Here is a 26,249-nt window from a genome sequence, read left to right as displayed (position 1 = left end):
TCCTGACAATCCACCTTGCATGGATTTTGCCCGCCCTCGCGGCTCTTCGCAACCCGGCGCAAAAGGCGGCTCGCCAGCTATTTCAAATCGGCATCTTGTTTTTTGCTGCAACGCACCCCATCATCTGTACGTGTTCAACAAATCGAAAGGAGGTGATCCGATGTCGAGTGATTTCGTTTTCCAGAACGTGGCCTCAGCGGATTGCACTTTCGGGAAGCAGTCTTCCCGTTAAGGCGCGATAAGCGCGGCGGGTGACCTCGGTCGCCGCCATTGGCCGCGCCACGGACGGAAACACGGAAGGCCGCCGGCTTCGTCAAGAAGCGGCGGCCTTTTCCATTTCCGGATTGTGCGTCGAAGCGGATCAGAATCCGGTCACGCCAGCATCCGCGCGCTGACCGTCTTGTCGACGCCGTGATAGGGCGGATTGAACAGCTTGCCCTCCTGCTCGTAGGTCCAGACCTTGAACAGCGAGAGTTGGTGTGGGCCGAAGCTGTGCAGCAGCGGCACATCCGTGGCATCACGACCGCGCGCGATGACGACGCGGCCTATCCTCGGACGATTATGACGGGGGTCGAACGTGTACCATTTGCCGTCGAGGAACACTTCCATCCAGGCCGAAAAGTCCATCGGCGCCGGGTCGGCCGGTACGCCGATGTCGCCGAGATAACCGTTCACATAGCGGGCCGGGATGTTCATGCAGCGGCAGAGCGTGATCGCCAGATGGGCGAAGTCGCGGCATACACCAACCTGCTCCTCATGCGCTTGGGCTGCGGTGCGCGTCGACCGCGCATAGCCATAGCCGAAGGACAGCCGGTTGTGGACATAGTCGACGATCGCCTGCACCCGCGCCCAGCCGGAGGGAACATGGCCGAAAAGCTGCCAGGCCAGACTGCTCAGATGATCGGTCTCGCAATAGCGGCTGCCGAGGAGGTAGCCGAGCACATCGTCCGGCAGTTCCGCCACCGGCACTTCCCTGGCCAGCGTGTTGACCGCGTCAGGCTCGCCGCTGTCCTCGACGGCTGCGTCATAGAGAATGCGGAAACTGCCGGCGGGTACGGTGAAGCGGCGGCAGGTATTGCCGAACAGATCGTGATAGACCTTGCTCGGCACTGAAGGCGACGTCAGCACGCGCGTCTGCCGTTTGATGTCGGCCTGACGATCCCTGTGGATATCAAGCAGCGAGATGACCGGCGTGGCGCCGACGCATTCAATGGCGATTTCGTAGCCGAGCCGGATCAGCACAATGATTGCCCCTTCGATCCCGTGGAAAACAGTATGCTCAAAACGCCAGAGGCGGGACCATGGTTCCCTGGAACTATCGAAAAGGCTCTCCCGCGGCTTCCCAGGCAGGCGTGGCGACGTTACGGTCGCACGACATGTTTTGACCCTCCCGAAACGATCCCTAACCCCGTGGAAAATCTGATGTTTGCAGGCAGAAAATTCGCCGCGTTCCTGTTCGATATGGATGGCACGGTGCTCAATTCGATCGCCTCGGCCGAGCGCGTCTGGGCGGCGTGGGCGCTTAAGCACGGTCTCGACGTCGAAGCCTTCCTGCCGACGATCCATGGCGTGCGGGCGGTCGAGACCATCACCAGGCTGGCGCTTCCCGGCGTCGACCCTGTTCATGAGGCGTTTGTGCTGTTGCAGGCCGAGTCGGACGATGTCGAAGGCGTGCTGCCGATCGCCGGCGCCGTGCTGTTCCTCAACGCTTTGCCGCCAGAGCGCTGGGCGATCGTCACCTCGGCGCCGCGCCCGTTGGCGCTGCTGCGCATGCGGGCCGCCGGCATCCCGGTTCCCGCCTTGGTGGTCGCGGCCGAGGATGTGTCGCACGGCAAGCCGGCGCCCGACTGTTTCCTGCTGGCGGCAAAACAGCTCGGCGTCGATATCGGCGACTGTCTGGTCTTCGAGGACGCACCGGCCGGTATCGCGGCGGCGGAAGCAGCGGGAGCGTCGGTGATGGTGATCAGCGCCACTCACCAGCATCCAATGACGACTCAGCACAACTCGATTAGCGGCTACGAAACCGTCTCCATCGCCATCGATGACAGCGGCTGGATGACGCTGGGAGCACAGCGCAGCGCGGCCTGAGGAACTGGAGGACTGGAGGACTGCTATGCGCCTTTTTCTTCAACTCTTCAGTTCACCAGTTCCCCAGTTCTTCCGTTCCTGAACCCCTAGAAATCGCTAGCCAGTCCCTTCACTTCCCAGTCGCCGTAGCGGCCGGGTTCCTTGCCGCCGCGGCCGCCGATTTCCTTCGGCAACGCAGCTTCCTTCTGGCGATACGCTTCACGGCGCGCCTCGGCTTCAGCCAGCGCTCGGCTGGCCGCCGGCGTCAGGTCCTTCTCCCGGTCGGCATCAGCTTTGCTGGGTTGGTCGGTCATGCGATAGTCCGGGCGGATTGAAACGAAGGGCGGCATTTCCCATCATATAGCCATGAGTTCACCCCGATCGACCTTTTTTTGCCACGGCCGCACAGGGAGCAGATGATGAGCACGCTACGCACCACCATGCTTCTGGCCGCGATGACGGCGCTGTTCATGGGCGTCGGCTTCCTGATCGGCGGCACTGGCGGCATGATGATCGCCTTCCTGGTCGCCGCGGGCACCAATCTGTTCAGCTACTGGAATGCCGACAAGATGGTGCTGTCGATGAACCACGCCGTCGAGGTCAACGCGAAGAACGCGCCCGAATTCCACGCCATCGTCGAGGCGTTGGCCAAGCAGGCCGGCCTGCCGATGCCCAAGACTTATCTGATCGACAATCCGCAGCCGAACGCCTTCGCCACCGGCCGCAATCCCGAGAACGCCGCGGTCGCGGCCTCGACCGGGCTGCTGGAGCGCCTGTCGCATGAGGAGGTGGCGGCAGTCATGGCGCATGAGCTGGCCCACATCCAGCATCGAGACACGCTGACCATGACCATTGTCGCGACACTCGCCGGCGCCATCTCGATGCTCGGCAATTTCGCCTTCTTCTTCGGCGGCAGCCGCGACAACAACAACCCGTTCGGCTTTGTCGGCGTGCTGGTGGCGATGCTGGTCGCGCCCTTCGCCGCCATGATCGTGCAGATGGCGGTCAGCCGCACGCGCGAATACGAGGCCGACCGGCGCGGCGCCGAAATCGTTGGAAATCCGCTTTGGCTGGCATCAGCGCTTGACAAGATCGCCCGCGGCGCCGAACGCATCCGCAACCCGGATGCCGAACGCAATCCCGCGACCGCGCATCTCTTCATCATCAATCCCCTTCACGGCGAGCGCATGGACAGCCTGTTTTCGACCCACCCGAACACCGACAACCGCATCGCCGCGCTGCAGGCGATGGCGCGCGACATGGCAGGCCGCCAGCCGGCGCCGCGCCAGGCGCCGACGCCAGAGCAAACAGAAGAATTCCCGGCCGATGTCGAGCAAGGCCCGTGGGGCAAGGCAGCACAACCCACGCCGCCGACCAAACCGGCCAAGCCGAAAGCCAATCCGTGGGGCCGCAACCCGACCGGACCCAAAGGTCCGTGGTCGTGAGCGGCGCCAGACCCCGGCCCGCACATTCAGGCGTTCGCGAAAACAGCTCGGACGAATTCGTCGCCGGCCTCGCCGCGCGCAAGGCAGCGGCGCGGCTCCTGGCCGCCGTTATCGACGCCAAAACGCCGCTCGACGGGCTGACGAACCACGAGAACGGCCATCCGCAATACAAGGTGCTCGACCTGCGCGACCGCGGCCTGGTGCGCGCCATACTGGTAACCGCGCTGCGCTACCGCATGACCATTGCCGGGCTCCTCGCCCGCCGCCTTGAAAAGCCGCTGCCGCCCAACGCCACAGCGCTGTCGCACATCCTGCATGTTGCGGCGGCGCAGATCCTGTTCCTCGACATCCCCGACAGCGCCGCCGTCGATTTGGCTGTGACCCACGCCAAGTCGGACCCACGCACGCAGCGCTTTTCCGGCCTCGTTAACGGCGTGCTGCGCACTTTGGTGCGGGCCAAGGAGACCGAACTGCCGGCAGCTCTTGCCGCCACCGACGAGGCGCCAAAATGGTTCTCCGACCGGCTGAAGGCCGCCTATGGCGCCGAGATGACCAGACAGATCCTGGCGGCGCATCGCGTTGAGTCGCCCGTCGATTTCACGGTCAAGGCCGATCCCGAACTGTGGGCCGAAAAGCTCGGCGGCATCGTGCTGCCGACCGGCACGGTGCGAGTGGAAAAGCTCAACGCCTCCGTCACCGAACTGCCGGGCTTCAGCGAAGGCGCATGGTGGGTCCAGGACGCCGCCGCCAGTTTTCCGGCGCGGCTGTTCGGCGATGTCAAAGGATTACGCGTCGCCGACCTCTGCGCCGCCCCCGGCGGCAAGACCGCCCAGTTGATCCTTGCCGGCGCCAAAGTCACCGCCGTGGACACCTCGAAGAACCGGCTGGCGCGGCTGACGCAGAACCTCGAACGGCTCGCGCTGTCCGCCGAGATCGTGCAGGCCGATCTGCTGAAATACCAGCCGGCGGAGCTTTTCGACGCCGTCCTGCTCGACGCGCCCTGCTCTTCCACAGGCACGGTTCGGCGCCACCCTGACGTGCCATGGACCAAGACGGCAGCCGACGTCGAAAAGCTAGCCGATCTGCAAGCAAAGCTGCTCGCCCGCGCCGTCACTTTGGTCAAACCGGGCGGCCGGATTGTTTTTTCCAACTGTTCGCTGGACCCGATCGAAGGCGAGGATCTGTATCGCGTCTTTCTGGCCGGCAACAAAACCGTCGCCGACGATCCACTGCTGCCCGGCGAAATCGCCGGCATCGACGCCTTCCTGACCCCGCAAGGCACGCTGCGCACCACACCCGCCGATCTTGACCGTGGTTCGCCAGGGGTTTCCGGCCTGGACGGCTTCTTTGCCGCCCGCATGCGACGTCTGGCCTGACTCCGACGCGACGACATGCCTAAAGCATGTCGTTCAGACTCCAGTGCTTCCCCCACCTTGCATCGATCTCATCATCGACATTCTGGTAGCGGATATCGGTGGAGAGCCGGATACGCCCCTCCGCACTCTGGTTGGTCGTCGAGGCGTGGATCATATAGGGCGAGTGGAGGACGACATCGCCGGCCTCGAAGTCCGCGATCAGCCAGCGTGTATCGAACCGCTCCGCCATGTCGGGCAGGTCCTTCGACACCCAGCCGCCCTCGCTCATGTTCCTGTTGTAGGCGCTGATGCGCTCCTGCGGGCTCAGCCCGGCATTGTCCCTGGCGAACCGGGCCTCCATGTCGAGGCCGATGGCGTGCGATCCCTCGAGATAGACCAGGCCGCCCATGTCGACGGGAACGTCGCCGATCGGGATCCAGGCCGTGACGATGCGGCTGGTGCCGCCGCGAAGATAGACGAGATCGTAATGCGCCGGCGTCGCCACGGTGGTGCCCGGTTGGGTGAAGCGCATGATCTTGCGCTTGTGCAAATAGGACAGCCCGCCGACGAACGCATCCATCAGCCGGGCCATCCGGGGCTGTGCGCAGAACCCTTCATAGGCGGTGGAGCGAACCAGCGCCATCAATCGGCGATCGGCGAGCTGACGGTCGAACGTGCCGGCCGCCAGGCCAAGCGCGGGATCGGACCCGGGCTGCAGCAAGCCGGTGTCGGCCAGATACGAAAACACCCAGCCGCGAAAATCCATGACGTCGCGGCGCGGCAGAATACCTTTCAGCCAGACATAGCCTTGCTCGGCAAGGAGGCCTCGAATGGCATCGATGCCGATCCCGGCGTCGGTTGGCACGAGATGACCCAACCGGTTCGGCGCCATCGATAATGTCTTGCCGTTGGCGTTCAGATCGATTGACGCAACAGGACTCCGTCGTTGCATGCCACCTGTTGAGCTTGACATTTCAGCCACCTGCGATTTTCCATCCTTAGCTGGAAATGCCATACTGTTTGCACACTCGCCCATGGACGGAACGAAGCCATGGACTTTTCGCTCATGAACGATCTCTCTTACGCACTCTACAGATCCGCACCGGCCGCGGCCGGCGGCCTGTCGGTTACAGGGATTGGTCGGCATCGCGTCACGCAGGCGATCCAAGCGCGCAAATTGCCGGAATTCGCCGTGGTGCTGATTGAGAACGGTCAAGGCTGGCTTGAAACCAGGACTGCCGGCATGCAGACGATCCAAGCGCCGGCCCTGTTCTGGCTGCTTCCCGGGAGGATGCATTCCTACGGCCCGGACGCATCGGGCTGGCTCGAACGCTGGGCACTCTTCGACGGGGCCTTGATACGCGATTTCACCCGGCTGCGGCTCATCGCCGAGGACGCCCCTGTCGTCCCCTTGCGCGACCTCGGCAAAATGCAGCGGCTGTTCGACAGGCTGCATGGTGAGCTGTCGCTCGATACGATGCTGAGCCAGGCAGAAGCCGCCGCCACGATGCATCGCATCGTCGTGCGTGCTGCCCGCCAGGCAATCGATTGGAACAACCGTCAACGAAACCCCAGCCTCCAGGATGCCGCCGACATGCAGCCCATCGTCGACGAATTGCGCCGCTGCGCGTGCGACTCGGTGGATCTCGATGCCTTCGCCGCGAAATTCTCGATGTCGCCGGCAACCTTGCGGCGCAGATTTGCGCGGGCAGCCGGCATGTCGCCCAAGGCCTTCCAACTGCGCACGAGGCTCGACCGCGCCAAACAGATGCTGGCCGCCTCCGATTCGCCCATCGAGTCCATTGCGGCCGCCGTCGGCATCCACGACGCCTTCTATTTCTCCCGTCTGTTTCGCGACCGGGAAAACTGTTCGCCCAGCGAATTTCGGTCTCGCCACAACCGCAAGTGAGTGCCGGATTGCCGGGCTTAAACCCGCGAAGCGCTTGACTTTTTTCGGGGCGGGTCGGTGGCCGGCAGCGTGAGGCGCTTCACGTCGGCGGAATTCGACTTCGCATAAGTTCTTGAATCATATAAGCTTGTGCTGGGGTACCGGAACATGATGCCGAAACCTGCGACGCGGTTTTCGGACGACAGCATGCTCTATCTCCAGGCGACGAGGAGGGGTTTTGGCACTGGCTGCCGGCAACACGACACGTCTGTGGACGCTTGTCGCTAAGGAGTTTTGGCGCAAGACGCGCCGGCGCCTTCGCGCAGGGCCAGTCTATCGCTGGCGCTATTCCGGGCGCACGCCCGAACGCGTCCTGATTGCACCGCCCGACCTCAGGCTCGCCGATCCGCAGATCGCGCTCGAGATCTATTATGGCCGCTATCCGCTGTCGGGACACCTCGTCGAGACCGGCGGCAAATCGCCATTCCAGATCAATGTCGCCAATCGCGGCTGGGTGAAGACGCTGCACGGTTTCCGTTGGCTGCGCCATATGCGCGCCGCCGGCACCGAGCTGGCCGCCGCCAATGCACGCGCGCTTGTCTCCGACTGGATCGCCATGCATGGCAACCAGATTTCCGGCATAGCCTGGGAGCCCGGCACCACAGCCAAGCGAGTCATTGCCTGGTTGCAACACTCCTCGGTTGTCCTACAAGGGGCCGAATTTCCGTTCTATCGCGCCTTCCTGAAATCGCTCGCCGTGCAGATCCGCTATCTCCGCTCGATGGCGCGCGAGATGCCGGACGGCAAGGACAGGCTGCGCGCTCGTATCGCGCTTGCCTTCGCCGCGCTGTCGCTGCCGGCGCCGGCCTCGGCACTGCGCGGCGCCACCCGCAACCTGGCGGAAGAACTCGACCGCCAGATCCTTCCCGACGGCGGCCATATTTCGCGCAACCCGATGGCGGTTCTCGAACTGCTCGCCGATCTCCTGCCGCTGCGCCAGACCTATGCCAATCAGGCCGAAACGCCACCGGCAGCCCTGATGGGCGCCATCGACCGCATGCTGCCGGCGCTGCGCTTCTTCCGCCATCAGGATGGCAGCCTGGCCCGCTTCAACGGCATGGGCGCCACCATCCACGACCGCATTGCCACCATCTTGCGCCACGACGACACCGCCGGCGCGCCGCTGCTGCACGCGCCGCATTCCGGCTATGAGCGGCTGTGTATGGGCGGCGTCACGGTGATTGCCGATACCGGCCCGTCGCCGGCCGTCGATGTGTCCAACGCCGCGCATGCCGGGTGCCTGGCCTTCGAACTCTCGTCCGGTCGCCAGCATTATATCGTCAATGCCGGCATCGACACCTATGGCGCTGCCGAGTTCCGGCCGCTGGCCCGTGCCACTGCGGCGCATTCGACCGCCACCATCAACGACACCTCGTCGGCGCGGTTTTCCCATTCGCTGCGCGTCAACGACCTGCTCGGCTCACCCTTGCTCGGCGGCCCGCAGCATGTGCCTTGCAAGCGCATCGACCAGAAGGGCGCGCAAGGCTTCATCGCCCGCCATGACGGCTATGTGCAGCGCTTCGGCTTCCTGCATGAGCGCGAGCTGAAACTGTCGAGCGAGGGCAATGTGCTCGCCGGCAGGGATCGCTTCCTCCGTCCGGGCGGTGCGGCGATCCGCAACAATGGCCGCGACTTCGTCGTGGTGCGCTTCCACATCCACCCTGACATCAACCTTTTGCAGGACGAGCATGACCGCCTGGTGCTGACCGCCGACCAAGCCGACACCTGGGTGTTCACCTGCACCGAAGTGGTGCCGGAGGTCGAGGAATCGATCTATTTCGCCGGCCTTGGCGGCCCGCGCCGCAGCCGCCAGATCGTGCTCGCCTTCAAGGCCTCGGAGATCGCCGAGGTGCATTGGCAGCTCACGCGCACCGGCATCGCCGGCTATCCCGAGAACAGCTGAGCGTCGTTGCCGGCGCCGGCTTGATCGAGCTTCCGGCTTGATTTCCTGACCTCATGTGCTACGGCCCGGCAACGCTCTCCAATCAGCCCTGAAAGGCCGCCAGCCCATGGCCGTCTCCGCCAAGAACATTCCGGCACCCGACCTCGTTCCGGTCCGCCGCGCCCTGCTTTCCGTCTTCGACAAGACCGGCCTGATCGACTTCGCCAAAGGGCTGGTCGCGGCCGGCGTCGAGCTGGTCTCGACCGGAGGCACGGCAAAGGCGATCGCCGAGGCGGGGCTGGCGGTGCGTGACGTCTCGGAACTGACCGGCTTTCCCGAGATCATGGACGGCCGCGTCAAGACGCTGCACCCGTCGGTGCACGGCGCGCTGCTCGGCGTGCGCGACGATCCCGAACACGCCAAGGCGATGCACGATCACGGTATCGAGTCGATCGATCTGCTCGTCTGCAATCTCTACCCGTTCGAGGAGGTCCGCCGCTCCGGCGCCGACTATGCCGCTGTTGTCGAGAACATCGACATTGGCGGCCCGGCGATGATCCGCGCCTCGGCCAAGAACCATGCCTATGTCGCCATCGTCACCGATCCCGGCGATTATGCCTCGGTGCTGAACGCGCTGGAGATGAACATCGGCTCGCTGTCGCTGGATTTCCGCCAGAAGCTGGCGGCAAAGGCCTTTGCCCGCACCGCCAGCTACGATGCGGCGATCTCCGGCTGGTTCGCCGAAACGCTGGAGATCGAGCATCCGACCTGGCGCGCCTTCGGGGGCAGGCTGGAAAGTGTCATGCGATATGGCGAGAACCCGCATCAGAGCGCCGGCTTCTATGTCAATGGCGACAAGCGGCCGGGGGTCGCCACGGCTCGCCAGTTGCAGGGCAAGCAGCTGTCCTACAACAACATCAACGACACCGATGCCGCCTTCGAGCTGGTGGGCGAGTTCGATCCCAACCGCTGCGCCGCCGTTGCCATCATCAAGCACGCCAACCCGTGCGGCGTCGCCGAGGACGCTTCGCTGGCTGCTGCCTATGCGAGAGCGCTGGCCTGCGACCCGGTTTCGGCCTTTGGCGGTATCGTTGCCATGAACCGCATCCTCGATGCCGAAGCGGCGCAGGAGATCGTAAAAACCTTCACCGAGGTGATCATCGCGCCGAACGCTTCGGAGGACGCTGTCCGCATCATCGCCGCCAAAAAGAATTTGCGACTGCTGGTCACCGGCGGTCTGCCCGATCCGCACGCCGGCGGCATCACTGTGAAATCCGTCGCTGGCGGCATGCTCGTCCAAGGCCGCGACAACGCGGTGGTCGACGATTTCGAACTGAAGGTGGTGACCAGGCGCGCGCCGACGGCGGCCGAGATGGCCGACCTCAAATTCGCTTTCCGCATCGCCAAGCACGTCAAGTCGAACGCCATCGTTTACGCCAAGGACGGCGCCACGGTCGGCATCGGCGCCGGCCAGATGAGCCGCGTCGATTCCTCGCGCATCGCCGCACGCAAGGCGCTCGACGCGGCGGAAGCAGCTGGCCTCGCGGAGCCGTTGACCAAGGGCTCGGTGGTCGCCTCCGACGCTTTCTTCCCTTTCGCCGACGGGCTCATATCCGCGATCGAAGCCGGCGCCACGGCGGTGATCCAGCCCGGCGGCTCGATGCGCGACGACGACGTTATCGCCGCTGCCGACGCGCATGGCATCGCCATGTTGTTTACCGGCGTGAGGCATTTCAGGCATTGAGCGCCTCTGCCTTTTCCCACAAGGGGAGAAGGAAAAGTGCGTCGCTATTCCACCGGCTGATCCGCCGGGTACGGCGTCCAGGTCAATATCGCGATCCCAACGCCCAGGAACAGCACGATGGCCGCCATGCCGAGCCGCGCCGAGCCGCTGGCGAGCGTGATCGACGCCACCATGAACGGCGCCAGGAAACTCGTCGCCCTTCCGGCCAGCGCATAGATGCCGAAATAGCGGCCGGATTCGGCCGCGGTCACGCTGCGCGCCATGTAGGAGCGTGACGACGCCTGCACCGGTCCGAACGCCAGCCCGATCAACAGGCCATAGAAAATGTAGGCCTTTTCCGCCGCCGTGCCGAACAGGCCGCCACTATCGGCTCCCGGTATCATCCAGGCGCCGAACAGCGTGTAGCCTGGCCCGGTCGAAACGATGCCGATGGTGGCGATGCTGAGCAGGACGAGCGAAATCATCACGATGGTCTTGGAGCCAAGCGCGGTGTCCAGCCATGCGGCAACCAGGCAGCCGACGATGGCGACGACGTTGAGAATAATGCCGAACATGCCGATCTCGGTGATCGACCAGTGGAACATCGCTGCCGCAAATGTGCCGCCCAAAGCGAGCAGCGCATTGACGCCGTCCTGATAAATCATGCGGGCGACAAGGAAGCGGAAGATGCCTTTGCGCCGGCGCACTTCAGTCAGCGTCGACTTCAGTTCCGACAGCCCCTCGCGCACCGCGGGCCCGATCGGAATCCCCTTGATGGCGTCCGGCGTAAAGAAGAACATCGGCAGGATGAACAGGAAATACCAGCCAGCCGACAGCGGCCCGGTGGCGCGCGCGTCCTCGCCGAGTTTCGGGTCGAGTCCAAAGAGCGGGTCGATGCCGATGATCGTCTTGCCGGTCTCCGGCGAACCCGCAAGACAGGCGACAACAAAGATCAGCGCGATCATGCCGCCGAGATAACCAAGTCCCCAGGCAATGTTGGAGACGTGGCCGATCTCGCTCTTCGGCACCAGGCGCGGCATCATCGAATCGTTGAACACGGTCGAGAATTCCGCCGCGACCGAAGCGAGAGAAAAGAACAGCACCACCAGGAAAAGGTTCGAGCCGGGAGCGGCGAACCATAGCAGGCAAAGGCTGATGATCTTGATCGAGGCGAAGAACGCAATCCACGGTTTGCGCGGCCCGGTCTGGTCGGCAATCGAGCCGAGGATGGGAGACAGCACGGCAATGACCAGGCCCGCAACAGCGATGCCGTAGCCCCAGGCCGCCTGGCCTGAGACCGGATCGCTCGCCATGCGCGAGACGAAATAAGGCCCGAAGATGAAGGTGGTGACGACGGTGAAAAACGGCTGCGCCGCCCAGTCGAAGAACATCCACCCCCAGATGCCACGCCCGGATGCCCGCTGCGCTGTTTCTACTGCCGCCATGATGATTCCCTCGGACACCGCGCTTGTCGGACGCCATGTCTGCATGTTTCGAATGCTCATGCAAACCGCCAAAGATTCGCGCTGCCCCTCACCTGGATGTCGCCGCTGTCTACCTGCATAGAGACGCGAAGAAAGGCGCCGCGCCCCTACCTCCCCCTTGTGGGGAGGTCGGACCGAAGGTCCGGGTGGGGGTCGGTGCCGCACCCCCACCCCGCTGCTTCGCAGCGACCCTCCCCACAAGGGGGAGGGTAAGTCCCGAGCCTTGTCCGAACCGGATAGATAGGTAACAGAATGGACCGATAGCATGGGCGACAGTTTTCTTGTCCGCCGGAGGACCGGCGATGGTTTGGCGAGAGACTGGCATCATGGACGAGCGGCTACGGTTTGTTGTGGAGTGTCTTTCTGGGGATGAGACGATGGTTGCGCTTTGTGCGGCCTACGGGATCTCACGCAAGAACGGCTACAAATGGCTAGGACGCTATCGGACGTTTGGGCCTGAGGGTTTGCACGACCTGCCGCGAGCCCCGCTCAATCATGGCCGGGCGACAGCTCAGGATCTGGTTGAGCGGATTGTGGCGGCCAAGGAGCTGCATCCGCTTTGGGGTCCAAAGAAGATCGTGGCACGGCTCAGGCGCACGGCTCCCGAGTTCATGTGGCCTTCAGCCTCGACGGTCGGCGCGATCCTTGCGCGGCATGGGCTTGTCCGCGCCCGCAAGCGACCCCGCCTGCGGGCCTGCGGCAATGGACCCTGGCCACAGCCGCAAGAACCGAACGCGGTGTGGACTGGCGATCACAAGGGCTGGTTCGGCTGGCGTTGCGAACCCTTGACGGTGATGGATGCGTCGAGCCGCTATCTTCTGGCGCTCGAAGCGACGGGGTCGACGGCCGATAGCGAAGCCTGGCCGGTGTTCGAACGGCTGTTTGAAGAGCATGGCCTGCCGGATCGCTTCAGAAGCGACAATGGCCCGCCCTTCGCATCGGCCGGCGTCACCGGGCTGACGCCGCTTGTCGTGCGCTTCATCAAGCTCGGCATCACCCTGGAGCGGATCGCACCCGGCAGGCCACAGCAGAACGGACGTCACGAGCGCTTTCACCTGACCATGCTGCCGATGGCCGAGGCACCGGAAGCCGACCGAACGGCACAGGGCCAGGCCTTCGAGACCTTCCGCCACAGCTACAATGAGGAACGTCCCCATGAGGCGCTGGGCATGGATACGCCCGCCCAGCACTACCGGTCCTCACAGCGCGCCATGCCCAGGACACCACCCGAGCCCGTCTATCCGGCCGAGGCCTCGGTCCGCCGCGTGCGCCACAATGGCGAGATCCGATGGAATGGCGGCTTCATATATGTCTCGCAAGCGCTGGCGGGCGAACCGGTCGCTGCGTTGGAGACCGAAGACGGACAATGGACACTCTCATTCCATGCCCACCCGCTCGGCATCATCGACACACGGCACATGAAGCTTGTCCGCCGCAGCGCCGCGCCAACCAATCCGCTTGGCGCTGCGGCGGACGCATAGGGGGAGAGAAGTGTCACCTATGTATCCGGTTCAAAGTGTTACCCATCTATCGGCTGGACAGCCTCACATCCCCGTCAGATCGCTCATCAGCCCCGAAGCCACCGACAGCCTGGACACGGTGATATCCCCGCCTTCGGTCAGCGCCTGCAGCCGCTCGCGAATGCGCGCCACGCGCTCGCCGCCGGCTTCCAGCCAGGCCGCCACAGGATCCGCCGTCCCGGCATGGCCGGCGAGAGCCGCCACCGCGATGCCGCGCCGCGCCGCGCCGATCGTGTCGGTGGCGCGCGACAGCGCCAGCTGGTCGTAATAGTCCGACGGCGTGATAGAACGCGCCGCCTCTTCGACGCGCGGAATGCGGAAGGCATCGCTGACGGCGAAGAACGCCTTGGCCGAGGCGACGACGTCGGCATTGGCCGTGCGCGCCGTCAGTGCGATGTCGGGGATCAGTCCCGCCACATCGGCCATTGCCAGCTGCCCGGCGAGCTTTTCCGGGGCGCCGGCCTTGAAGAGGCCGTGCCGCTGCTCCTCGACCCGCTCGCGCGAGAAGGCCGGTAGCAGCGACAGCAGCTTCGGCTCCAGCGCCATGCGCGCCTCTTGCAGTTCGGCAATGCGCTGGCCGAGCGCTGCGGTGCCGGCATCGTTCTTCAGATACCAGCCGCTGGTCACGAAGATAAGCCGGCTAACGGACTGGTAGAGATCGAGCTGCGCCTGGCCGTCGATGTGGCTGTCCAGCGCATCGATCTCCCGATAGAGCGTCGGCAACGCGAAGCCGTCGCGCACCACGGCGAAGGTGCGCACCACGTCGGCCGCGCTGCGCCCCGTGGCTTCCTGCAGCCGGTTGACGAATGACGGTCCGCCGCGATTGACGAGATCGTTGGCGACGACGCGGGCGATGATTTCGCGGCGCAGCCGGTGGCCATGGATCTCGGCCGCATATTTCTTCGCCATCCGGTCAGGGAAATAGCCCATCAGATCGCGGTCGAAATGCGCGTCGTCAGGCACGTCGCTGGCGACGATGTCGGAAAACAGCACGATCTTGGCATAGGCGAGCAGCACGCCAAGCTCCGCCCGGGTCAGCGGCTCGCCACGCGCCTCGCGCTCGGCAAGGGCGGCCGGCGACGGCAGCGTCTCGACAGCGCGGTCGAGCAGGCCCCGAGCCTCCAGCGCCGCCATGAACCGGCTCTGGTGCGCGATGTCGGCAAGGCCGCGCTTGCGGGCGATGGAAAGCGCCAGCGTCTGTTCGTAATTGTTGGACAGCACGAGGCCGGCGACCTCGTCGGTCATCTCGGCCAGCAGCTTGTTGCGCGCCGGCCGGGTCAGCGATCCCTTGCGCATGGCGGACGCCAGCGCGATCTTGATGTTGACCTCGACGTCGGAGCAGTTGACGCCGCCGGAATTGTCGATGGCATCGGAGTTGCAGCGACCGCCATTCATGCCGAATTCGATGCGGGCACGCTGCGTGACGCCGAGATTGGCGCCCTCACCGATCACTTTGGCCCGCAAATCGAGCGCGGTGATGCGGATGGCGTCATTGGCGCGGTCGCCGACTTCGGCATTGGTTTCGCCCGAGGCCCGTAAATACGTGCCGATGCCGCCGAACCACAGAAGGTCGACGTTCGCCTTGAGGATGGCGGTCATGATCTCGGCCGGTGTCGCGGTGGTCTTGGCGAGGCCAATCGCCGCCGCCGCTGCCGCAGGCAGCGTGATCGACTTCTGGCTGCGCGAGACGATGACGCCGCCTTCCGACAGTTTGGTCTTGTCATAGTCCTGCCAGGACGAACGCGGCAGCGCGAACATGCGCTCGCGCTCGGCCATCGACGCCACTCTGTCTGGATCGGGATCGATGAAGATGTCGCGATGGTCGAAGGCGGCGATCAGCCTGGTCTGCGGCGACAGCAGCATGCCGTTGCCGAACACGTCGCCCGACATGTCGCCGACGCCGACGACGGTGAAGGGGGTGGCCTGGATGTCGCAGTTGATCTCGCGGAAATGCCGCTTGACCGCTTCCCAGGCGCCTTTGGCGGTGATGCCCATCTTCTTGTGGTCGTAACCGGCCGAGCCGCCGCTGGCGAAGGCGTCGTCGAGCCAGAAGCCGTGGCTTTCGCTGATGGCGTTGGCGGTGTCGGAAAAGGTCGCCGTGCCCTTGTCGGCGGCGACGACGAAATAGGGATCGTCGGGGTCGCGCCTGACAACGCCGGCCGGCGGGATGACACCGTCCAGCCCGATATTGTCGGTAATCGACAACAGGCTGGAAACGAAATTCTTGTAGGCCGAGGTGCCGGCCTCGAAGATGGCGTCGCGGACGGCGCTCATCGGCAGCTTCTTCGGATAGAAGCCGCCCTTGGCGCCGACCGGCACGATGACGGCGTTCTTGACCTGCTGCGCCTTGACCAGGCCGAGCACCTCGGTGCGGTAATCCTGGGCGCGGTCCGACCAGCGCAGGCCGCCGCGCGCAACCGGGCCGAAGCGCAGATGCACGCCTTCGACCTCGGAACCGTAGACGAAGATCTCGCGCCACGGCCGCGGCGCCGGCAATCCTTCGACCGCTTGCGAATCGAGCTTGATCGCCAGTGACTGGCCCCGCTCCTTCGTTCCCGCAACGAAATGGTTGGTGCGCAACGAGGCTTCGATCAGGTTGAGATAGCGGCGGATGATGGTGTCGTCATCAATGTTAGGGACTTCCTCCAGCGCGTCCTTGATCTTGGCCTTGAGGTGCTTGGCGGCGATGACGCCTTCCGTCTCGGCGGTCGGGCCGAGACGAGCGACGAACAGTGCATGCAGGCCGCGCGCAATGTCGGGATAGCGGTTGAGCGCGGCCGCGATGAAATCCTGGCTCTGCGGGATACCGGCTTGCTGCAGGTAGCGGCCATAGGCGCGCAGAATGCTGACTTCGCCCGACCACAGGCCGGCGGTCTGGGCAAGCCCGTTATAGCTGTCATTGTCGATGTCGCCGCGCCAGACCGACAGGAACGCGTCCTCGAACAGCGCGCCGCCATCGCTGAGGTCGATCGGCTTGCCGTAGCTGTTCTCCAGCTCCATGTCGTGGACGAAGACGGTGTCGCCGCCGTCCTCGCCAACCTCGAAGGTGCGCTCGCTGATGACGCGGAAGCCGATGTTTTCCAGCACCGGCACGCGACGCGACAGCGCTACCGGGCTGCCGTGGTGGTAGATCTTCAGCGCTGCCTGATGCGGTTTCTGCTCGGCATGGCGGTAATAGTCGATGGCGATCGGGTTGGCGGTGCTGATGCCGGCGATGCGCCCCGCATCCTTCAGCGCGACGGCCGCGCTGAAGGAATCGCGATAGCTCTCAGGCAGACGCGCGGCGATCGCCTTCAGCGATGGATCGCCGCCGACGGCTTCCGCAGCTTCGGCCAGCGCGTCGTCCCAGGTTCGCACGATGTCGCGGATCGCCGCTTCGATCACCGCCTGCTCGACCTTCGGCGTCTTGCCGCCCGAGCGGCCGATGATGAAATGCACACGCGCCAGCCCGCCCTCGGGGAAAGCCGGATAGTAAGCCGACAAACGGCCTTCGAAGACGGTCTTGAGATAGGTGCCGATCTTCTCGCGCACGACGCTGTCATAGCGGTCGCGCGGCACGAAGACGAGGATCGAGACGAAGCGGTCGAACTGGTCGGCGCGCACCAGCGCCCGCACCCGCGGCCGCTCGACCAGGCCGAGAATGGCCGCGGCGTGCTTCTTCAGGATCGGCACCGGCACCTGGAACAGTTCGTCGCGCGGATAGCTCTCCAGAACGTTGATCAGTGCCTTGCCGGAATGGTCGTGCCGGTCAAAGCCGGACTTGGCGATGATGGTCTCGGCCTTTGACCTCAGATACGGGATTTTCATCACCGAGCGCGTGTAGGCAGTCGAGGTGAACAGGCCGACCATGCGCAACTCGCCGGCAAGCGTGCCCTTGGCGGTGTAGGTTTTGACGCCGATATAATCGAGATAAATGCGGCGGTGCACCAGCGACTTGGCGTTGGCCTTGGTGACGATCAGCGGCTCCGGCCCATGCAGGAAGGCGCGGATTTCGGGCGTCGTCGTCACCGCCTCGGTGCCGCGCCGGAGCACCAGCACATCCGGGTCGGCGAGGATGCCGAGACCGGGTTTGTCGGCGCGCTCTAGATTGCCGCTCTCCGCGCCGCCGGAATATTTGAACTCGCGCATGCCAAGGAAAGTGAAATTGTCGTCGCGCAGCCATTCAAGGAAGGCGATGGCCTCGGCAACGCTCTTCTTGTCGAGCGGCACGGCGGAATAGCGGAATTCGGAAATCGCCTGGTCGAGACGGGCGAGCATCGGCTTCCAGTCGCTGACGGCGGCGCGCACCTGGTTGAGCATCTTGCGCAGGCGGTCGGCCAGCGCGTCGGCCTGCTCCGCCGTCAGGCGCGGAATATGGACATGGACGACGCTCAGGCGGTCGTGATTGCCATCGTCCTTGAGGGCGCTGCCGTCGCCGAGGATCTCGTCGACGCCGGCCTTGCCGTGACGCACGACGATGACCGGATGGGTGACCAAAGTCGGTTCGCCGGCAGTTTCTGTGATCTCGCCGAGGATCGAATCGAACAGGAACGGCATGTTGTCGTTGACGACGGTGATGATCGTCATCGGGCGGCCCTCGCGGGAGACGCCCGACCCGGCATCGACGGCGACGACACTTTGGCCCTTCTTGTGGGCGGCGACCGCACGTCCTGCCAGGTCGGCGGCTCGCTCCAGGTCGGCGGCGTCATAGGCGGCAATGTCTTCGGCCGGCGCGCGGGCCAGCAGATAGTCGGCGAGCCTGGCCGGCTTCCCGTCGGGTTTCACCCCGGCAGTGGCTGTTTTCTTCGGCTTAGCTGCGGATTTCACGCTCGCCATGTTGTCCTCCCGTCACATGCTTTTACGACTATGGTAGCAGATGACCGCTGTTTGGCGACAAAGGTTTGACGGCTCGATAAGAATTACAGGAATTCGACGGTCAGGCGGCGGTGAACGAGGAGGAAGACCCCATGTCCGGCAAAATCAGCGCACTTGACTTGGGTATCGCGGAACTGAGCGAGGCGACAAAAGCCTATTTCGCCAAATGCGAGGAAAAGCTCGGCCTGGTTCCCAACGTGCTTCTTGCCTATGCCTTCGACGAGAAGAAGCTGCGCGCCTTTACCGAAACCTACAATGATCTGATGCTGGGTGAATCCGGCCTGTCGAAGCTGGAACGGGAGATGATCGCGGTCGTCGTCTCCTCGATCAACCATTGCTATTATTGCCTGACCGCGCATGGCGCGGCGGTGCGCCAGCTCTCCGGCGATCCGGCTCTCGGCGAGATGATGGTGATGAACTTCCGCGCTGCCAATCTTTCACCGAAACAGACGGCGATGCTCGAATTCGCCGTCAAGCTGACGGAAGAGCCGGCAAAGATCGTCGAGGCGGACAGGGAAGCACTGCGCAACGCCGGCTTCACCAACCGAGACATCTGGGACATCGCCTCGACCGCCGCCTTCTTCAACATGTCGAACCGCGTGGCGGCGGCCATCGACATGCGCCCGAACGACGAATACCACTCAATGGCGAGGTGACCAATGACGATAGATACGTCAGGCAAGTGGTGGGTTGGCAGCGAGCCCACTGACATCGGAGAATACTTGGAAGCCTATGGCGCCGACAACGCCGAGGTTCATGACTTCAGGCTCGCCCGCTGCAAGTGCGGTTCCATCTCGTTTCTCCTCGATGCCGACGATGACGAGGGTGTGGCGCGACGAACGTGCACGGTCTGCGGATCCGAGCATCTTATCTGCGACAGTGCGGAATTTTGGGACGAAGCCCAGCCGGAACGATGGGCGTGCACCGAGTGCGGCTCCGAAGCTGCAAACATCGGCGTCGGGTTTTCCATCTACCCGGAACGTGACGGCGTTCGCTGGCTTTATGTTGGCGTACGATGCGCGGCCTGTGGCGTTTTGGGATGCTTCGCCGGCTGGAAAGTTGGCACGTCTGATAGCATGGGTCTATTGGACAAAGTCTAGCTTTGAGGTTCCCATAGAAAGGCGGTCAGGATCGCGCCGCGATGGCCGCGGCGGCGCCGGCCATCGTCGTGGCGCTGATGCGGTTGGCGATCTTCATCGCACGCTTGCTCTTCAACAGTTTGCGCGCCTGTGAGGCCGCGACGACCCAGGCGAGATCGATGGCGATCAGAACCACCGCCATCGTCGCCGTCAGTTCGACCCAGCCGATGACACTCACCGAAGCGAGGTCGATGATCGTCGGCAGCAGCGCCAGATAGAACATCATGATCTTGGGATTGCCGAGCGTCACCGCCATGCCGGCAAAGAACAGCTTTGTCGCCGAATCCTCGCGCGGCATCTCGCCTTCTTTTGCGTCGACAGGTGCGGTCCACATCTTGAAGGCGAGGTAGGCGAGGTAAGCGACGCCGATCCATTTCACGACGACGAAGGCTAAATGGAAGGTCTGCGCCACGACCGCCAGCCCGAACACCGCCAGCGACAGCCAGATGGCCTCGCCGATCCACATGGCGAGCAGGAAAGGGAACACGTCGCGAAAGCCTTTCGAGATGACGCGGGCAACAAGTGCGGCGATCGACGGGCCGGGCGAACCGGCAGCGACGAACAAGGCGGCGGCGAAGATCAGGAGCGAGGTGAGGTGCATGACGGAGCCTTCGAGCGTTGGATGGCGAAGAATATCCGATCGGCGTCAATTTGGCACCCTCTGCCTGAGGGCCAACGAACGCGACACATTTCGGAGATCGGACTTGCCCGTGCCAGCGGTTTGAGAAAGGATCGCGGCCGTGAAATCAATCGTCATCCACGCCGCAAAAGACCTGCGCATCGAAGAGACCGATTCGGGCGCGCCTGGCGCCGGACAGGTCGAAATATCGGTCGAGGCCGGCGGCATCTGCGGCTCGGACCTGCACTACTACAATCATGGCGGCTTCGGCGTGGTGCGCCTGCGCGAGCCGATGATCCTCGGACATGAGGTCGCTGGCACGGTGAAGGCACTTGGCGCCGGCGTTTCCAGCCTTGCCGTCGGCGACCGCGTTGCGATTTCGCCCAGCCGGCCCTGCAATGCCTGCCGCTATTGCCTGCAGGGCATGCAGAACCAGTGCCTCAACATGCGCTTCTACGGCAGCGCCATGCCGATGCCGCATATACAGGGCGCCTTCCGCCAGCGCCTCGTCGCGGAGGCCTGGCAGTGCCACAAAATCGCCGACCATGTCTCCATCAACGAAGCCGCCTTTGCCGAGCCGTTCGCGGTAACGCTGCATGCCGTGAACCGCGCCGGTTCGCTGCTCGGCAAGCGGGTTCTGGTCACCGGCAGCGGGCCGATCGGCGCGCTGTGCATCCTGGCCGCGCGCGTCCACGGCGCGCGCGAGATCGTCGTCACCGATGTCATGGACGCGGTTCTGGCCAAGGCCAACGAGATCGGCGCCGACCGCACCATCAATGTCGCCACAGATGCCGACAAGCTCGCTGGCTACAATGTCGAGAAGGGCAGTTTCAACGTCATGTTCGAATGCTCCGGCAATGAGCGCGCGGTGCGAGCCGGGCTCGATGTGCTGAAGCCGCGCGGGGTGCTCGTGCAGCTCGGCCTAGGCGGCGACATGTCGCTGCCTCAGAATCTCATCGTCGCCAAGGAGATCGAAATGCGCGGCTCCTTCCGTTTCCACGACGAGTTCGCGCTGGCCGTCGATCTGATCAACAACCGTCGCGTCGACGTCAAGCCGCTGCTGACCGGCATCTATCCGATGGACGAGGCGGTTGCGGCTTTCGAGATCGCCGGCGACCGCAACAAATCGATGAAGGTACAGATCGCCTTCGCCTGAGCAGGGCGAGACACCCTATGAACCTTGCCCGCTCGGCATCTTGCCGCTAGAAGAACCGTCCCGACATTCATTTCGAGCTTCATTTTGCCTCAGTAACCGCCGGTCTCGCCAACTCCCTGATCACACTTGGCAGGGCGCCGCATTAAGCGGTGCCTGCTCCATTTCACGTGTTCCTCAGGCGGCGGTTCGAGACCGGTTTGGCACTGCTGAACCGTTGTCGCGCGCTTTGCCGCCCGTGACAGCTGATTTCCGACATAGCTAGCTCTCGCCACGCCGTGCCCGCATGGGCATCTCGCCATTGCCGACCTGAAGAACTTCCACACTGGAAGGTCTTCCGGCTTGTCCCAACATCTCGCTATCCGCTGGGCAATCGCGCCCGAAATCGCACCTCGACCCCTGATCCACTGCAACCGCTGCGGCGCCGTGAAAGCCTATCGCTGCAGCGACAAATTCCGCGTCAACGCCAATGGCAAACGCATTGATGTCTGGCTGATCTATCGCTGCATCGACTGCGACAATTCGTGGAATTTCGGCATTTTCGAACGCTGCAACCGCCGCGACATCGAACCCGCGCTGCTGGCAGCGCTCGAAAGCAACGATCCGGCCCTCGCCCGCCGCCATGCCTTCGATGTCGTGGCTTTGCGAAACCGGGTCGGCCGCGTCGAGGAGTTTCCCGATGTCGCCGTTCACAAACACCGGCTCGGCGGCGAAGGCCGACCCGCAGCCGCGCTTGAAATCAGGCTTGGGCTGGAAATGCCGACATCGCTGCGGCTCAACCGTCTGCTCGCCGGCGAACTCGGCATCTCCCGATCAAGGCTTCAGGCGCTGGAGGAGAAACGACTGCTGGTTGTTGTTCCCGAAGGCGCCAGAGCTTTGCGCAAGCCAGCCCGCGACGGCACGGCGATTCGCATTGACCTGGCCGACGAGCCGGATCGTGAAGCCATCATTTCGGCTGCCGTGGGTGAATGACAAGAGGGGCGAAGCACCGGTGCTTCGCCCCTCTCGAATTTAGACAATCAGACGATTACGCCGCGCCCACAACCTTGGCCGACTTCTCGAAGCGCTTGCGCTCGTTCGGGTCGAGATAGAGCTTGCGCAGGCGGATGGTCTTCGGCGTCACCTCGACCAGCTCGTCGTCCTGGATCCAGGCCAGCGCGCGCTCCAGCGTCATGCGGATCGGCGGCGTCAGTTTCACCGCCTCGTCCTTGCCGGCGGCGCGGATGTTGGTCAGCTTCTTGCCCTTCAGCACGTTCACTTCGAGGTCGTTGTCACGGCTATGGATGCCGATGATCATGCCCTGATAGACCTTGACGCCCGGGTCGATGACCATCGGGCCGCGGTCTTCGAGGTTCCACATGGCATAGGCCACTGCCTCGCCCTGTTCGTTGGAGATCAGCACGCCGTTGGTGCGGCCCGGCAGTTCGCCCTTGTAGGGCTGGTAGGCGTGGAACAGCCGGTTCATCACGGCGGTGCCGCGCGTGTCGGTCAACAGTTCCGACTGGTAGCCGATCAGTCCGCGCGTCGGCGCGTGGAAGACGATGCGCTGACGGTTGCCGCCCGAAGGCCGCAGCTCGACCATCTCGGCCTTGCGCTCCGACATCTTCTGCACGACGATGCCGGCGTGCTCCTCGTCGACGTCGATGACGACTTCCTCGACCGGCTCCAGCAATTCACCGTTCTCGCCCTTCTGCATGACGACGCGCGGACGCGACACGGCGATTTCAAAGCCTTCGCGGCGCATCGTCTCGATCAGCACGGCCAGCTGCAATTCGCCGCGGCCGGAAACGAAGAACGAATCCTTGTCGGGCGATTCCTCGATCTTGAGCGCGACATTGCCTTCGGCTTCTCGCAGCAGGCGGTCGCGGATGACGCGGCTGGTCACCTTGTCGCCTTCAGTGCCGGCGAGCGGCGAATCATTGACCAGGAAAGACATGGTCACGGTCGGCGGATCGATCGGTTGCGCATGCAACGCCTCGGTCACCGCCAGGTCGCAGAACGTGTCGGCGACGGTGCCTTTGGACAGGCCGGCAATGGCGACGATGTCACCCGCCTGCGCCTCTTCGATCGGCTGGCGCTCGAGGCCACGGAAAGCGAGGATCTTGGAGATGCGGCCGGTTTCTATCTGCGTGCCGTCATGGTGCAGCACCTTGACCGCCTGGTTGGACTTCAGCGTGCCGCTCTCGATACGGCCGGTAATGATGCGGCCGAGGAATGGATTGGCTTCCAGGATGGTGCCGATCATGCGGAACGGGCCGGGATGAACGGTCGGCTCCGGCACATGCTTGATGACGAGGTCGAACAGCGGCGCCAGGCCCTGGTCCTTCGAGCCTTCCGGATTTTCCGAGACCCAGCCATCGCGGCCAGAACCGTAGAGGATCGGGAAGTCGAGCTGCTCGTCGGTGGCGTCAAGCGCTGCAAACAGGTCGAACACCTCGTTGACCACTTCGACGTGGCGGGCGTCCGGACGGTCGATCTTGTTGATGACGACGATCGGCTTCAGGCCGACCTTGAGCGCCTTGCCGACGACGAACTTGGTCTGCGGCATCGGGCCTTCGGCGGCGTCGACCAGCACGATCGCCGAATCCACCATCGACAGGATGCGCTCGACCTCACCGCCGAAATCGGCGTGGCCGGGGGTGTCTACGATGTTGATGCGGGTGTCCTTCCAGTCGACCGAGGTCGCCTTGGCCAGGATGGTGATGCCGCGTTCCTTTTCGAGGTCGTTGGAATCCATGGCGCGCTCGGCGACGCGCTGATTGTCGCGGAAGGAACCGGATTGCCGCAGCAATTGGTCGACGAGGGTGGTTTTTCCATGGTCGACGTGCGCGATGATCGCGATATTACGAATTTTCATTTTGTGGTCTCGGGAGCGTTGCAGGCAGCAGGCCAAAGGGCGCCGCCTCTTTCGGTTGCGCGGCTCATACAGGGTTTTTCGCAATTGCGAAAGAGGAGGCGCACCACCAAATACTCATCAAATCTTAAGCATCTCGGTGTGAGATGGTTTTGTTAACCAAGGCGGGAACCTTTCTGGGCCCGGGTAGTTCGAAATTCATGACCGACAAACTCAACCGATTTTGGCCCCTCATCGCTTCGGTCGCATTCGCTGCCGTGCTGGCGGCCAATGCCGCTCAATCGGCCGCCACGGTGAAGGAAGCCAATCCGGCTTCGTCGTCCGACCGGACGGCCGAGCAGATGTTTGCCGACGCCCCTGATGGCGTCGACCCCGTGGTCACCGGCCCGGTCAGCGCCTCTTTCAAGCAGAGGCAGCAGGTTGCAGGCTGCGACAGCGCGGTGTGGCCGAAGATTCCGACGGTTTGCTACCCGGACTGACGGCTGCCCATTCCAGGCATAGCGATCCTTCGCACCGACCCAAAGGCTTACGCCGACCGCACCGGATCGAGCGTCACCTTGTAAAGCTCGATGTCGTCGCGATCCATCAGCCGCACGGTCAGCTGCTCTGTCGCCCCTGAAATGTCCACCAGGCCAAAGAACTGCAGGCCGGCCGAGGGTGGCAGGTTCTGGCCCTGTTCGGTGGTCGGCGCCTTGATGAATTTCAGCTCCGGGCCGAAGGTCATGTCGAAATCATTGGGACCGAAGGTACCGGCGTGGATCGGGCCCGAGACGAATTCCCAGAAAGGATTGAAATCCTGGAACCGCGCCTTGTCGGGGTTGTAATAGTGCGCCGCTGTGTAGTGGACATCGGCGGTCAACCAGACCGTGTTGGTGATGCCGGCAGTCTTGATGTAGCGCAACAGGTCGGCGATCTCGAGCTCGCGGCCTTTGGGCAGGCCATTGTCGCCATTGCTGATGGCTTCCGCGCCGACCTTCTTGGCGCCGTCGTCCCAGACGACGAGGCCGAGCGGCATGTCGGCGGCAATGATCTTCCAGGTCGCCCTGGAATTCGTCAGCTCGCGCTTCAGCCATTTCGTCTGCTGTTCGCCCAGCATGCGTGACTGCGGCGTCATGTCCTCCTGCATGTCGGGGCCGTTCGGGCCGCGATAGGAGCGCATGTCGAGGAAGAACACGTCGAGCAGCGGCCCATGCGCGATCTTGCGGTAGACGCGGCCGGGCTCGGACGGCTCGTAGCGGATCGTCGTCATCTCATGGAAGGCGCGCGCCGCACGCGCCGCGAGCACATGGATGGATTTTTCGGTGTAGCGGCTGTCGGCGCCGAGATTCTTCGAATCCGACCAGTTGTTCAGCACCTCGTGATCGTCCCACTGGTAGAAGGTCGGGCAGATGGCGCTCAAGGCCAGAACGTTTTTGTCCATCATGTTGTATTTCCACTGGTCGCGGTACTCATCCAGCGTCTCGGCCACCTTGCGCTTGCCGTCGATCAGGACGACGTTTTTCCACTTGCCGCCGCCAGGCAGGTCTACCTCGTCCTTCATGGCGCCATCGGCATAGATGGTGTCGCCGGAATGCAGGAAGAAATCCGGCGTGTGCCTGGCGATGGTGGCGTAGGTTTTCATGCCGGTCTCATCGATTCCCCAGCCCTGGCCGGCCGTGTCGCCCGACCAGGCGAATTTTATGTCGCGCTTCGAGGCGGGTGCTGTGCGGAAACGGCCGACGATCGGTTCGGAAACGGCGTTGATATCCGACAGGTCGGCGGCAGTCATCCGGTAGAAGATATCCTGGTCGGAGGCGAGGTCGGTAAGCAGGCGCTTGACCGTGAAGTCGCTGGCCGGCGAGGTATCGAGCGGCGCCAGCCGCGTCGCATTGGCGAAGTTTTCCGTCGACGACACTTCGAACATGACGCGCGAAGGCCGGTCGGTGCGCGTCCACACCATGCCGCTCGAGGCATCGACATCGCCGGACTGGACGCCATGGGTGAAGGCCGGGCGCTGGCTGGCGCGCGAATAATAGGGCAAAGCGAGCCCCGATGCGCCGAGCAGACCGGCGGCGCTGGCAGAGGTGACGAAAGCGCGGCGGGTCAACGAGATCTTGTTCATGGCGGTCTCCTGATGGCTTCGAACGGTGCCAGCAAGCTCCAGCTTCAATGTTTCAGCCACATCTCGGGAAGATGAAACTTTGATAACAATCGACAGGTGATCTCC

At 63.8% G+C, this 26,249-nt stretch carries 20 protein-coding genes; 12 read left to right on the top strand and 8 right to left on the bottom strand.

The features are described from left to right. Positions 1-372: 372 nt before the first annotated feature. On the bottom strand, positions 373-1,242 hold the full coding sequence (locus tag NLY42_RS09200; RefSeq protein WP_023726116.1) for a transglutaminase-like domain-containing protein: 870 nt from the start codon (positions 1,240-1,242) through the stop codon (positions 373-375). Positions 1,243-1,422: 180 nt separating this feature from the next. Between NLY42_RS09200 and NLY42_RS09195 the strand changes: the two genes are divergently transcribed. Continuing rightward, entirely contained in the window at positions 1,423-2,088 is a 666-nt protein-coding gene (locus tag NLY42_RS09195) for an HAD-IA family hydrolase (RefSeq protein WP_023755505.1), read from the top strand. 86 nt (positions 2,089-2,174) lie between these two features. On the opposite strand, the gene NLY42_RS09190 is transcribed toward NLY42_RS09195, so the two are convergent. Continuing rightward, a complete protein-coding gene (locus NLY42_RS09190) occupies positions 2,175-2,381 on the bottom strand; it encodes a DUF1674 domain-containing protein (protein ID WP_023688862.1) in 207 nt (68 codons plus the stop codon). Positions 2,382-2,486: 105 nt separating this feature from the next. Here NLY42_RS09190 and htpX point away from each other — a divergent pair, with 105 nt between their 5' ends. Then, the gene (gene htpX / locus NLY42_RS09185; protein ID WP_023755504.1) at positions 2,487-3,512 is read left to right on the top strand and encodes a zinc metalloprotease HtpX; all 1,026 of its coding nucleotides are present in this window, start codon (positions 2,487-2,489) and stop codon (positions 3,510-3,512) included. Further along, positions 3,503-4,888: an RsmB/NOP family class I SAM-dependent RNA methyltransferase gene (locus NLY42_RS09180; RefSeq protein WP_023756516.1), complete on the top strand. Its 1,386-nt coding sequence runs from the start codon at positions 3,503-3,505 to the stop codon at positions 4,886-4,888. The genes htpX and NLY42_RS09180 overlap by 10 nt, the downstream gene beginning before the upstream one ends. A gap of 19 nt (positions 4,889-4,907) precedes the next feature. Here NLY42_RS09180 and NLY42_RS09175 read toward each other — a convergent pair whose 3' ends face one another. Further along, entirely contained in the window at positions 4,908-5,759 is an 852-nt protein-coding gene (locus NLY42_RS09175) for a phytanoyl-CoA dioxygenase family protein (protein WP_502882132.1), read from the bottom strand. Positions 5,760-5,933: 174 nt separating this feature from the next. On the opposite strand from NLY42_RS09175, the gene NLY42_RS09170 reads away from it, so the two are divergent. The 3 genes from NLY42_RS09170 to purH all read left to right on the top strand — a co-directional run bounded on the left by NLY42_RS09170 (position 5,934) and on the right by purH (position 10,441). After that, positions 5,934-6,776 carry a helix-turn-helix transcriptional regulator gene (locus tag NLY42_RS09170; RefSeq protein ID WP_023829324.1) on the top strand — a complete coding sequence of 281 codons (843 nt, stop codon included), beginning with the start codon at positions 5,934-5,936 and terminating at the stop codon, positions 6,774-6,776. A 217-nt stretch (positions 6,777-6,993) separates the two neighbouring features. Then, on the top strand, positions 6,994-8,718 hold the full coding sequence (locus tag NLY42_RS09165; RefSeq protein WP_023755502.1) for a heparinase II/III family protein: 1,725 nt from the start codon (positions 6,994-6,996) through the stop codon (positions 8,716-8,718). Positions 8,719-8,824: 106 nt separating this feature from the next. Beyond that, positions 8,825-10,441, top strand: coding sequence for a bifunctional phosphoribosylaminoimidazolecarboxamide formyltransferase/IMP cyclohydrolase (purH, locus tag NLY42_RS09160; protein WP_023755501.1), 1,617 nt, complete (start codon positions 8,825-8,827; stop codon positions 10,439-10,441). A 44-nt stretch (positions 10,442-10,485) separates the two neighbouring features. On the opposite strand, the gene NLY42_RS09155 is transcribed toward purH, so the two are convergent. After that, positions 10,486-11,865, bottom strand: coding sequence for an MFS transporter (locus NLY42_RS09155; protein ID WP_031203244.1), 1,380 nt, complete (start codon positions 11,863-11,865; stop codon positions 10,486-10,488). Positions 11,866-12,206: 341 nt separating this feature from the next. On the opposite strand from NLY42_RS09155, the gene NLY42_RS09150 reads away from it, so the two are divergent. After that, complete coding sequence (locus tag NLY42_RS09150; protein WP_286489119.1) at positions 12,207-13,385, top strand: integrase core domain-containing protein; 1,179 nt, start codon at positions 12,207-12,209, stop codon at positions 13,383-13,385. Between the two features lie 63 nt (positions 13,386-13,448). On the opposite strand, the gene NLY42_RS09145 is transcribed toward NLY42_RS09150, so the two are convergent. Continuing rightward, entirely contained in the window at positions 13,449-18,239 is a 4,791-nt protein-coding gene (locus NLY42_RS09145; protein WP_023755941.1) for an NAD-glutamate dehydrogenase, read from the bottom strand. Between the two features lie 131 nt (positions 18,240-18,370). Here NLY42_RS09145 and NLY42_RS09140 point away from each other — a divergent pair, with 131 nt between their 5' ends. Both NLY42_RS09140 and NLY42_RS09135 read left to right on the top strand, forming a co-directional pair. Further along, a complete protein-coding gene (locus NLY42_RS09140) occupies positions 18,371-18,934 on the top strand; it encodes a peroxidase-related enzyme (RefSeq protein WP_023755942.1) in 564 nt (187 codons plus the stop codon). Positions 18,935-18,937: 3 nt separating this feature from the next. After that, a complete protein-coding gene (locus NLY42_RS09135) occupies positions 18,938-19,378 on the top strand; it encodes a hypothetical protein (protein ID WP_023700192.1) in 441 nt (146 codons plus the stop codon). A gap of 25 nt (positions 19,379-19,403) precedes the next feature. Here the strand turns inward: NLY42_RS09135 and NLY42_RS09130 are convergent, their stop codons facing one another. Beyond that, a complete protein-coding gene (locus NLY42_RS09130) occupies positions 19,404-20,018 on the bottom strand; it encodes a LysE family translocator (RefSeq protein WP_023668632.1) in 615 nt (204 codons plus the stop codon). 139 nt (positions 20,019-20,157) lie between these two features. On the opposite strand from NLY42_RS09130, the gene NLY42_RS09125 reads away from it, so the two are divergent. Continuing rightward, the gene (locus NLY42_RS09125; protein ID WP_023700191.1) at positions 20,158-21,192 is read left to right on the top strand and encodes an L-idonate 5-dehydrogenase; all 1,035 of its coding nucleotides are present in this window, start codon (positions 20,158-20,160) and stop codon (positions 21,190-21,192) included. 339 nt (positions 21,193-21,531) lie between these two features. Next, positions 21,532-22,161, top strand: a complete 630-nt coding sequence (locus tag NLY42_RS09120) for a DUF1062 domain-containing protein (protein ID WP_023700190.1) — start codon at positions 21,532-21,534, stop codon at positions 22,159-22,161. A 55-nt stretch (positions 22,162-22,216) separates the two neighbouring features. Here NLY42_RS09120 and typA read toward each other — a convergent pair whose 3' ends face one another. After that, a complete protein-coding gene (gene typA, locus NLY42_RS09115) occupies positions 22,217-24,046 on the bottom strand; it encodes a translational GTPase TypA (RefSeq protein ID WP_023755943.1) in 1,830 nt (609 codons plus the stop codon). Positions 24,047-24,189: 143 nt separating this feature from the next. Between typA and NLY42_RS09110 the strand changes: the two genes are divergently transcribed. Next, entirely contained in the window at positions 24,190-24,522 is a 333-nt protein-coding gene (locus NLY42_RS09110) for a hypothetical protein (RefSeq protein WP_023681425.1), read from the top strand. 47 nt (positions 24,523-24,569) lie between these two features. Here NLY42_RS09110 and NLY42_RS09105 read toward each other — a convergent pair whose 3' ends face one another. After that, positions 24,570-26,144 (bottom strand): alkaline phosphatase D family protein, encoded by a 1,575-nt coding sequence (locus tag NLY42_RS09105; protein ID WP_023700189.1) that lies wholly within the window; start codon positions 26,142-26,144, stop codon positions 24,570-24,572. Positions 26,145-26,249 lie beyond the last annotated feature (105 nt).

The sequence above is a fragment of the Mesorhizobium sp. C372A genome (assembly GCF_030323245.1).
Lineage (GTDB): Bacteria > Pseudomonadota > Alphaproteobacteria > Rhizobiales > Rhizobiaceae > Mesorhizobium.
This window is presented reverse-complemented; position numbering and strand designations above follow the sequence as displayed.

Coding starts and splice junctions, on each gene's coding strand:
- NLY42_RS09195 (WP_023755505.1), top strand. CDS start 1,423: ATGTTTGCAGGCAGAAAATTCGCCGCGTTCCTGTTCGATATGGATGGC.
- NLY42_RS09190 (WP_023688862.1), bottom strand. CDS start 2,381: ATGACCGACCAACCCAGCAAAGCTGATGCCGACCGGGAGAAGGACCTG.
- htpX (WP_023755504.1), top strand. CDS start 2,487: ATGAGCACGCTACGCACCACCATGCTTCTGGCCGCGATGACGGCGCTG.
- NLY42_RS09175 (WP_502882132.1), bottom strand. CDS start 5,759: ATGGCGCCGAACCGGTTGGGTCATCTCGTGCCAACCGACGCCGGGATC.
- NLY42_RS09170 (WP_023829324.1), top strand. CDS start 5,934: ATGAACGATCTCTCTTACGCACTCTACAGATCCGCACCGGCCGCGGCC.
- purH (WP_023755501.1), top strand. CDS start 8,825: ATGGCCGTCTCCGCCAAGAACATTCCGGCACCCGACCTCGTTCCGGTC.
- NLY42_RS09155 (WP_031203244.1), bottom strand. CDS start 11,865: ATGGCGGCAGTAGAAACAGCGCAGCGGGCATCCGGGCGTGGCATCTGG.
- NLY42_RS09150 (WP_286489119.1), top strand. CDS start 12,207: ATGGTTTGGCGAGAGACTGGCATCATGGACGAGCGGCTACGGTTTGTT.
- NLY42_RS09145 (WP_023755941.1), bottom strand. CDS start 18,239: ATGGCGAGCGTGAAATCCGCAGCTAAGCCGAAGAAAACAGCCACTGCC.
- NLY42_RS09140 (WP_023755942.1), top strand. CDS start 18,371: ATGTCCGGCAAAATCAGCGCACTTGACTTGGGTATCGCGGAACTGAGC.
- NLY42_RS09135 (WP_023700192.1), top strand. CDS start 18,938: ATGACGATAGATACGTCAGGCAAGTGGTGGGTTGGCAGCGAGCCCACT.
- NLY42_RS09130 (WP_023668632.1), bottom strand. CDS start 20,018: ATGCACCTCACCTCGCTCCTGATCTTCGCCGCCGCCTTGTTCGTCGCT.
- typA (WP_023755943.1), bottom strand. CDS start 24,046: ATGAAAATTCGTAATATCGCGATCATCGCGCACGTCGACCATGGAAAA.
- NLY42_RS09110 (WP_023681425.1), top strand. CDS start 24,190: ATGGTTTTGTTAACCAAGGCGGGAACCTTTCTGGGCCCGGGTAGTTCG.
- NLY42_RS09105 (WP_023700189.1), bottom strand. CDS start 26,144: ATGAACAAGATCTCGTTGACCCGCCGCGCTTTCGTCACCTCTGCCAGC.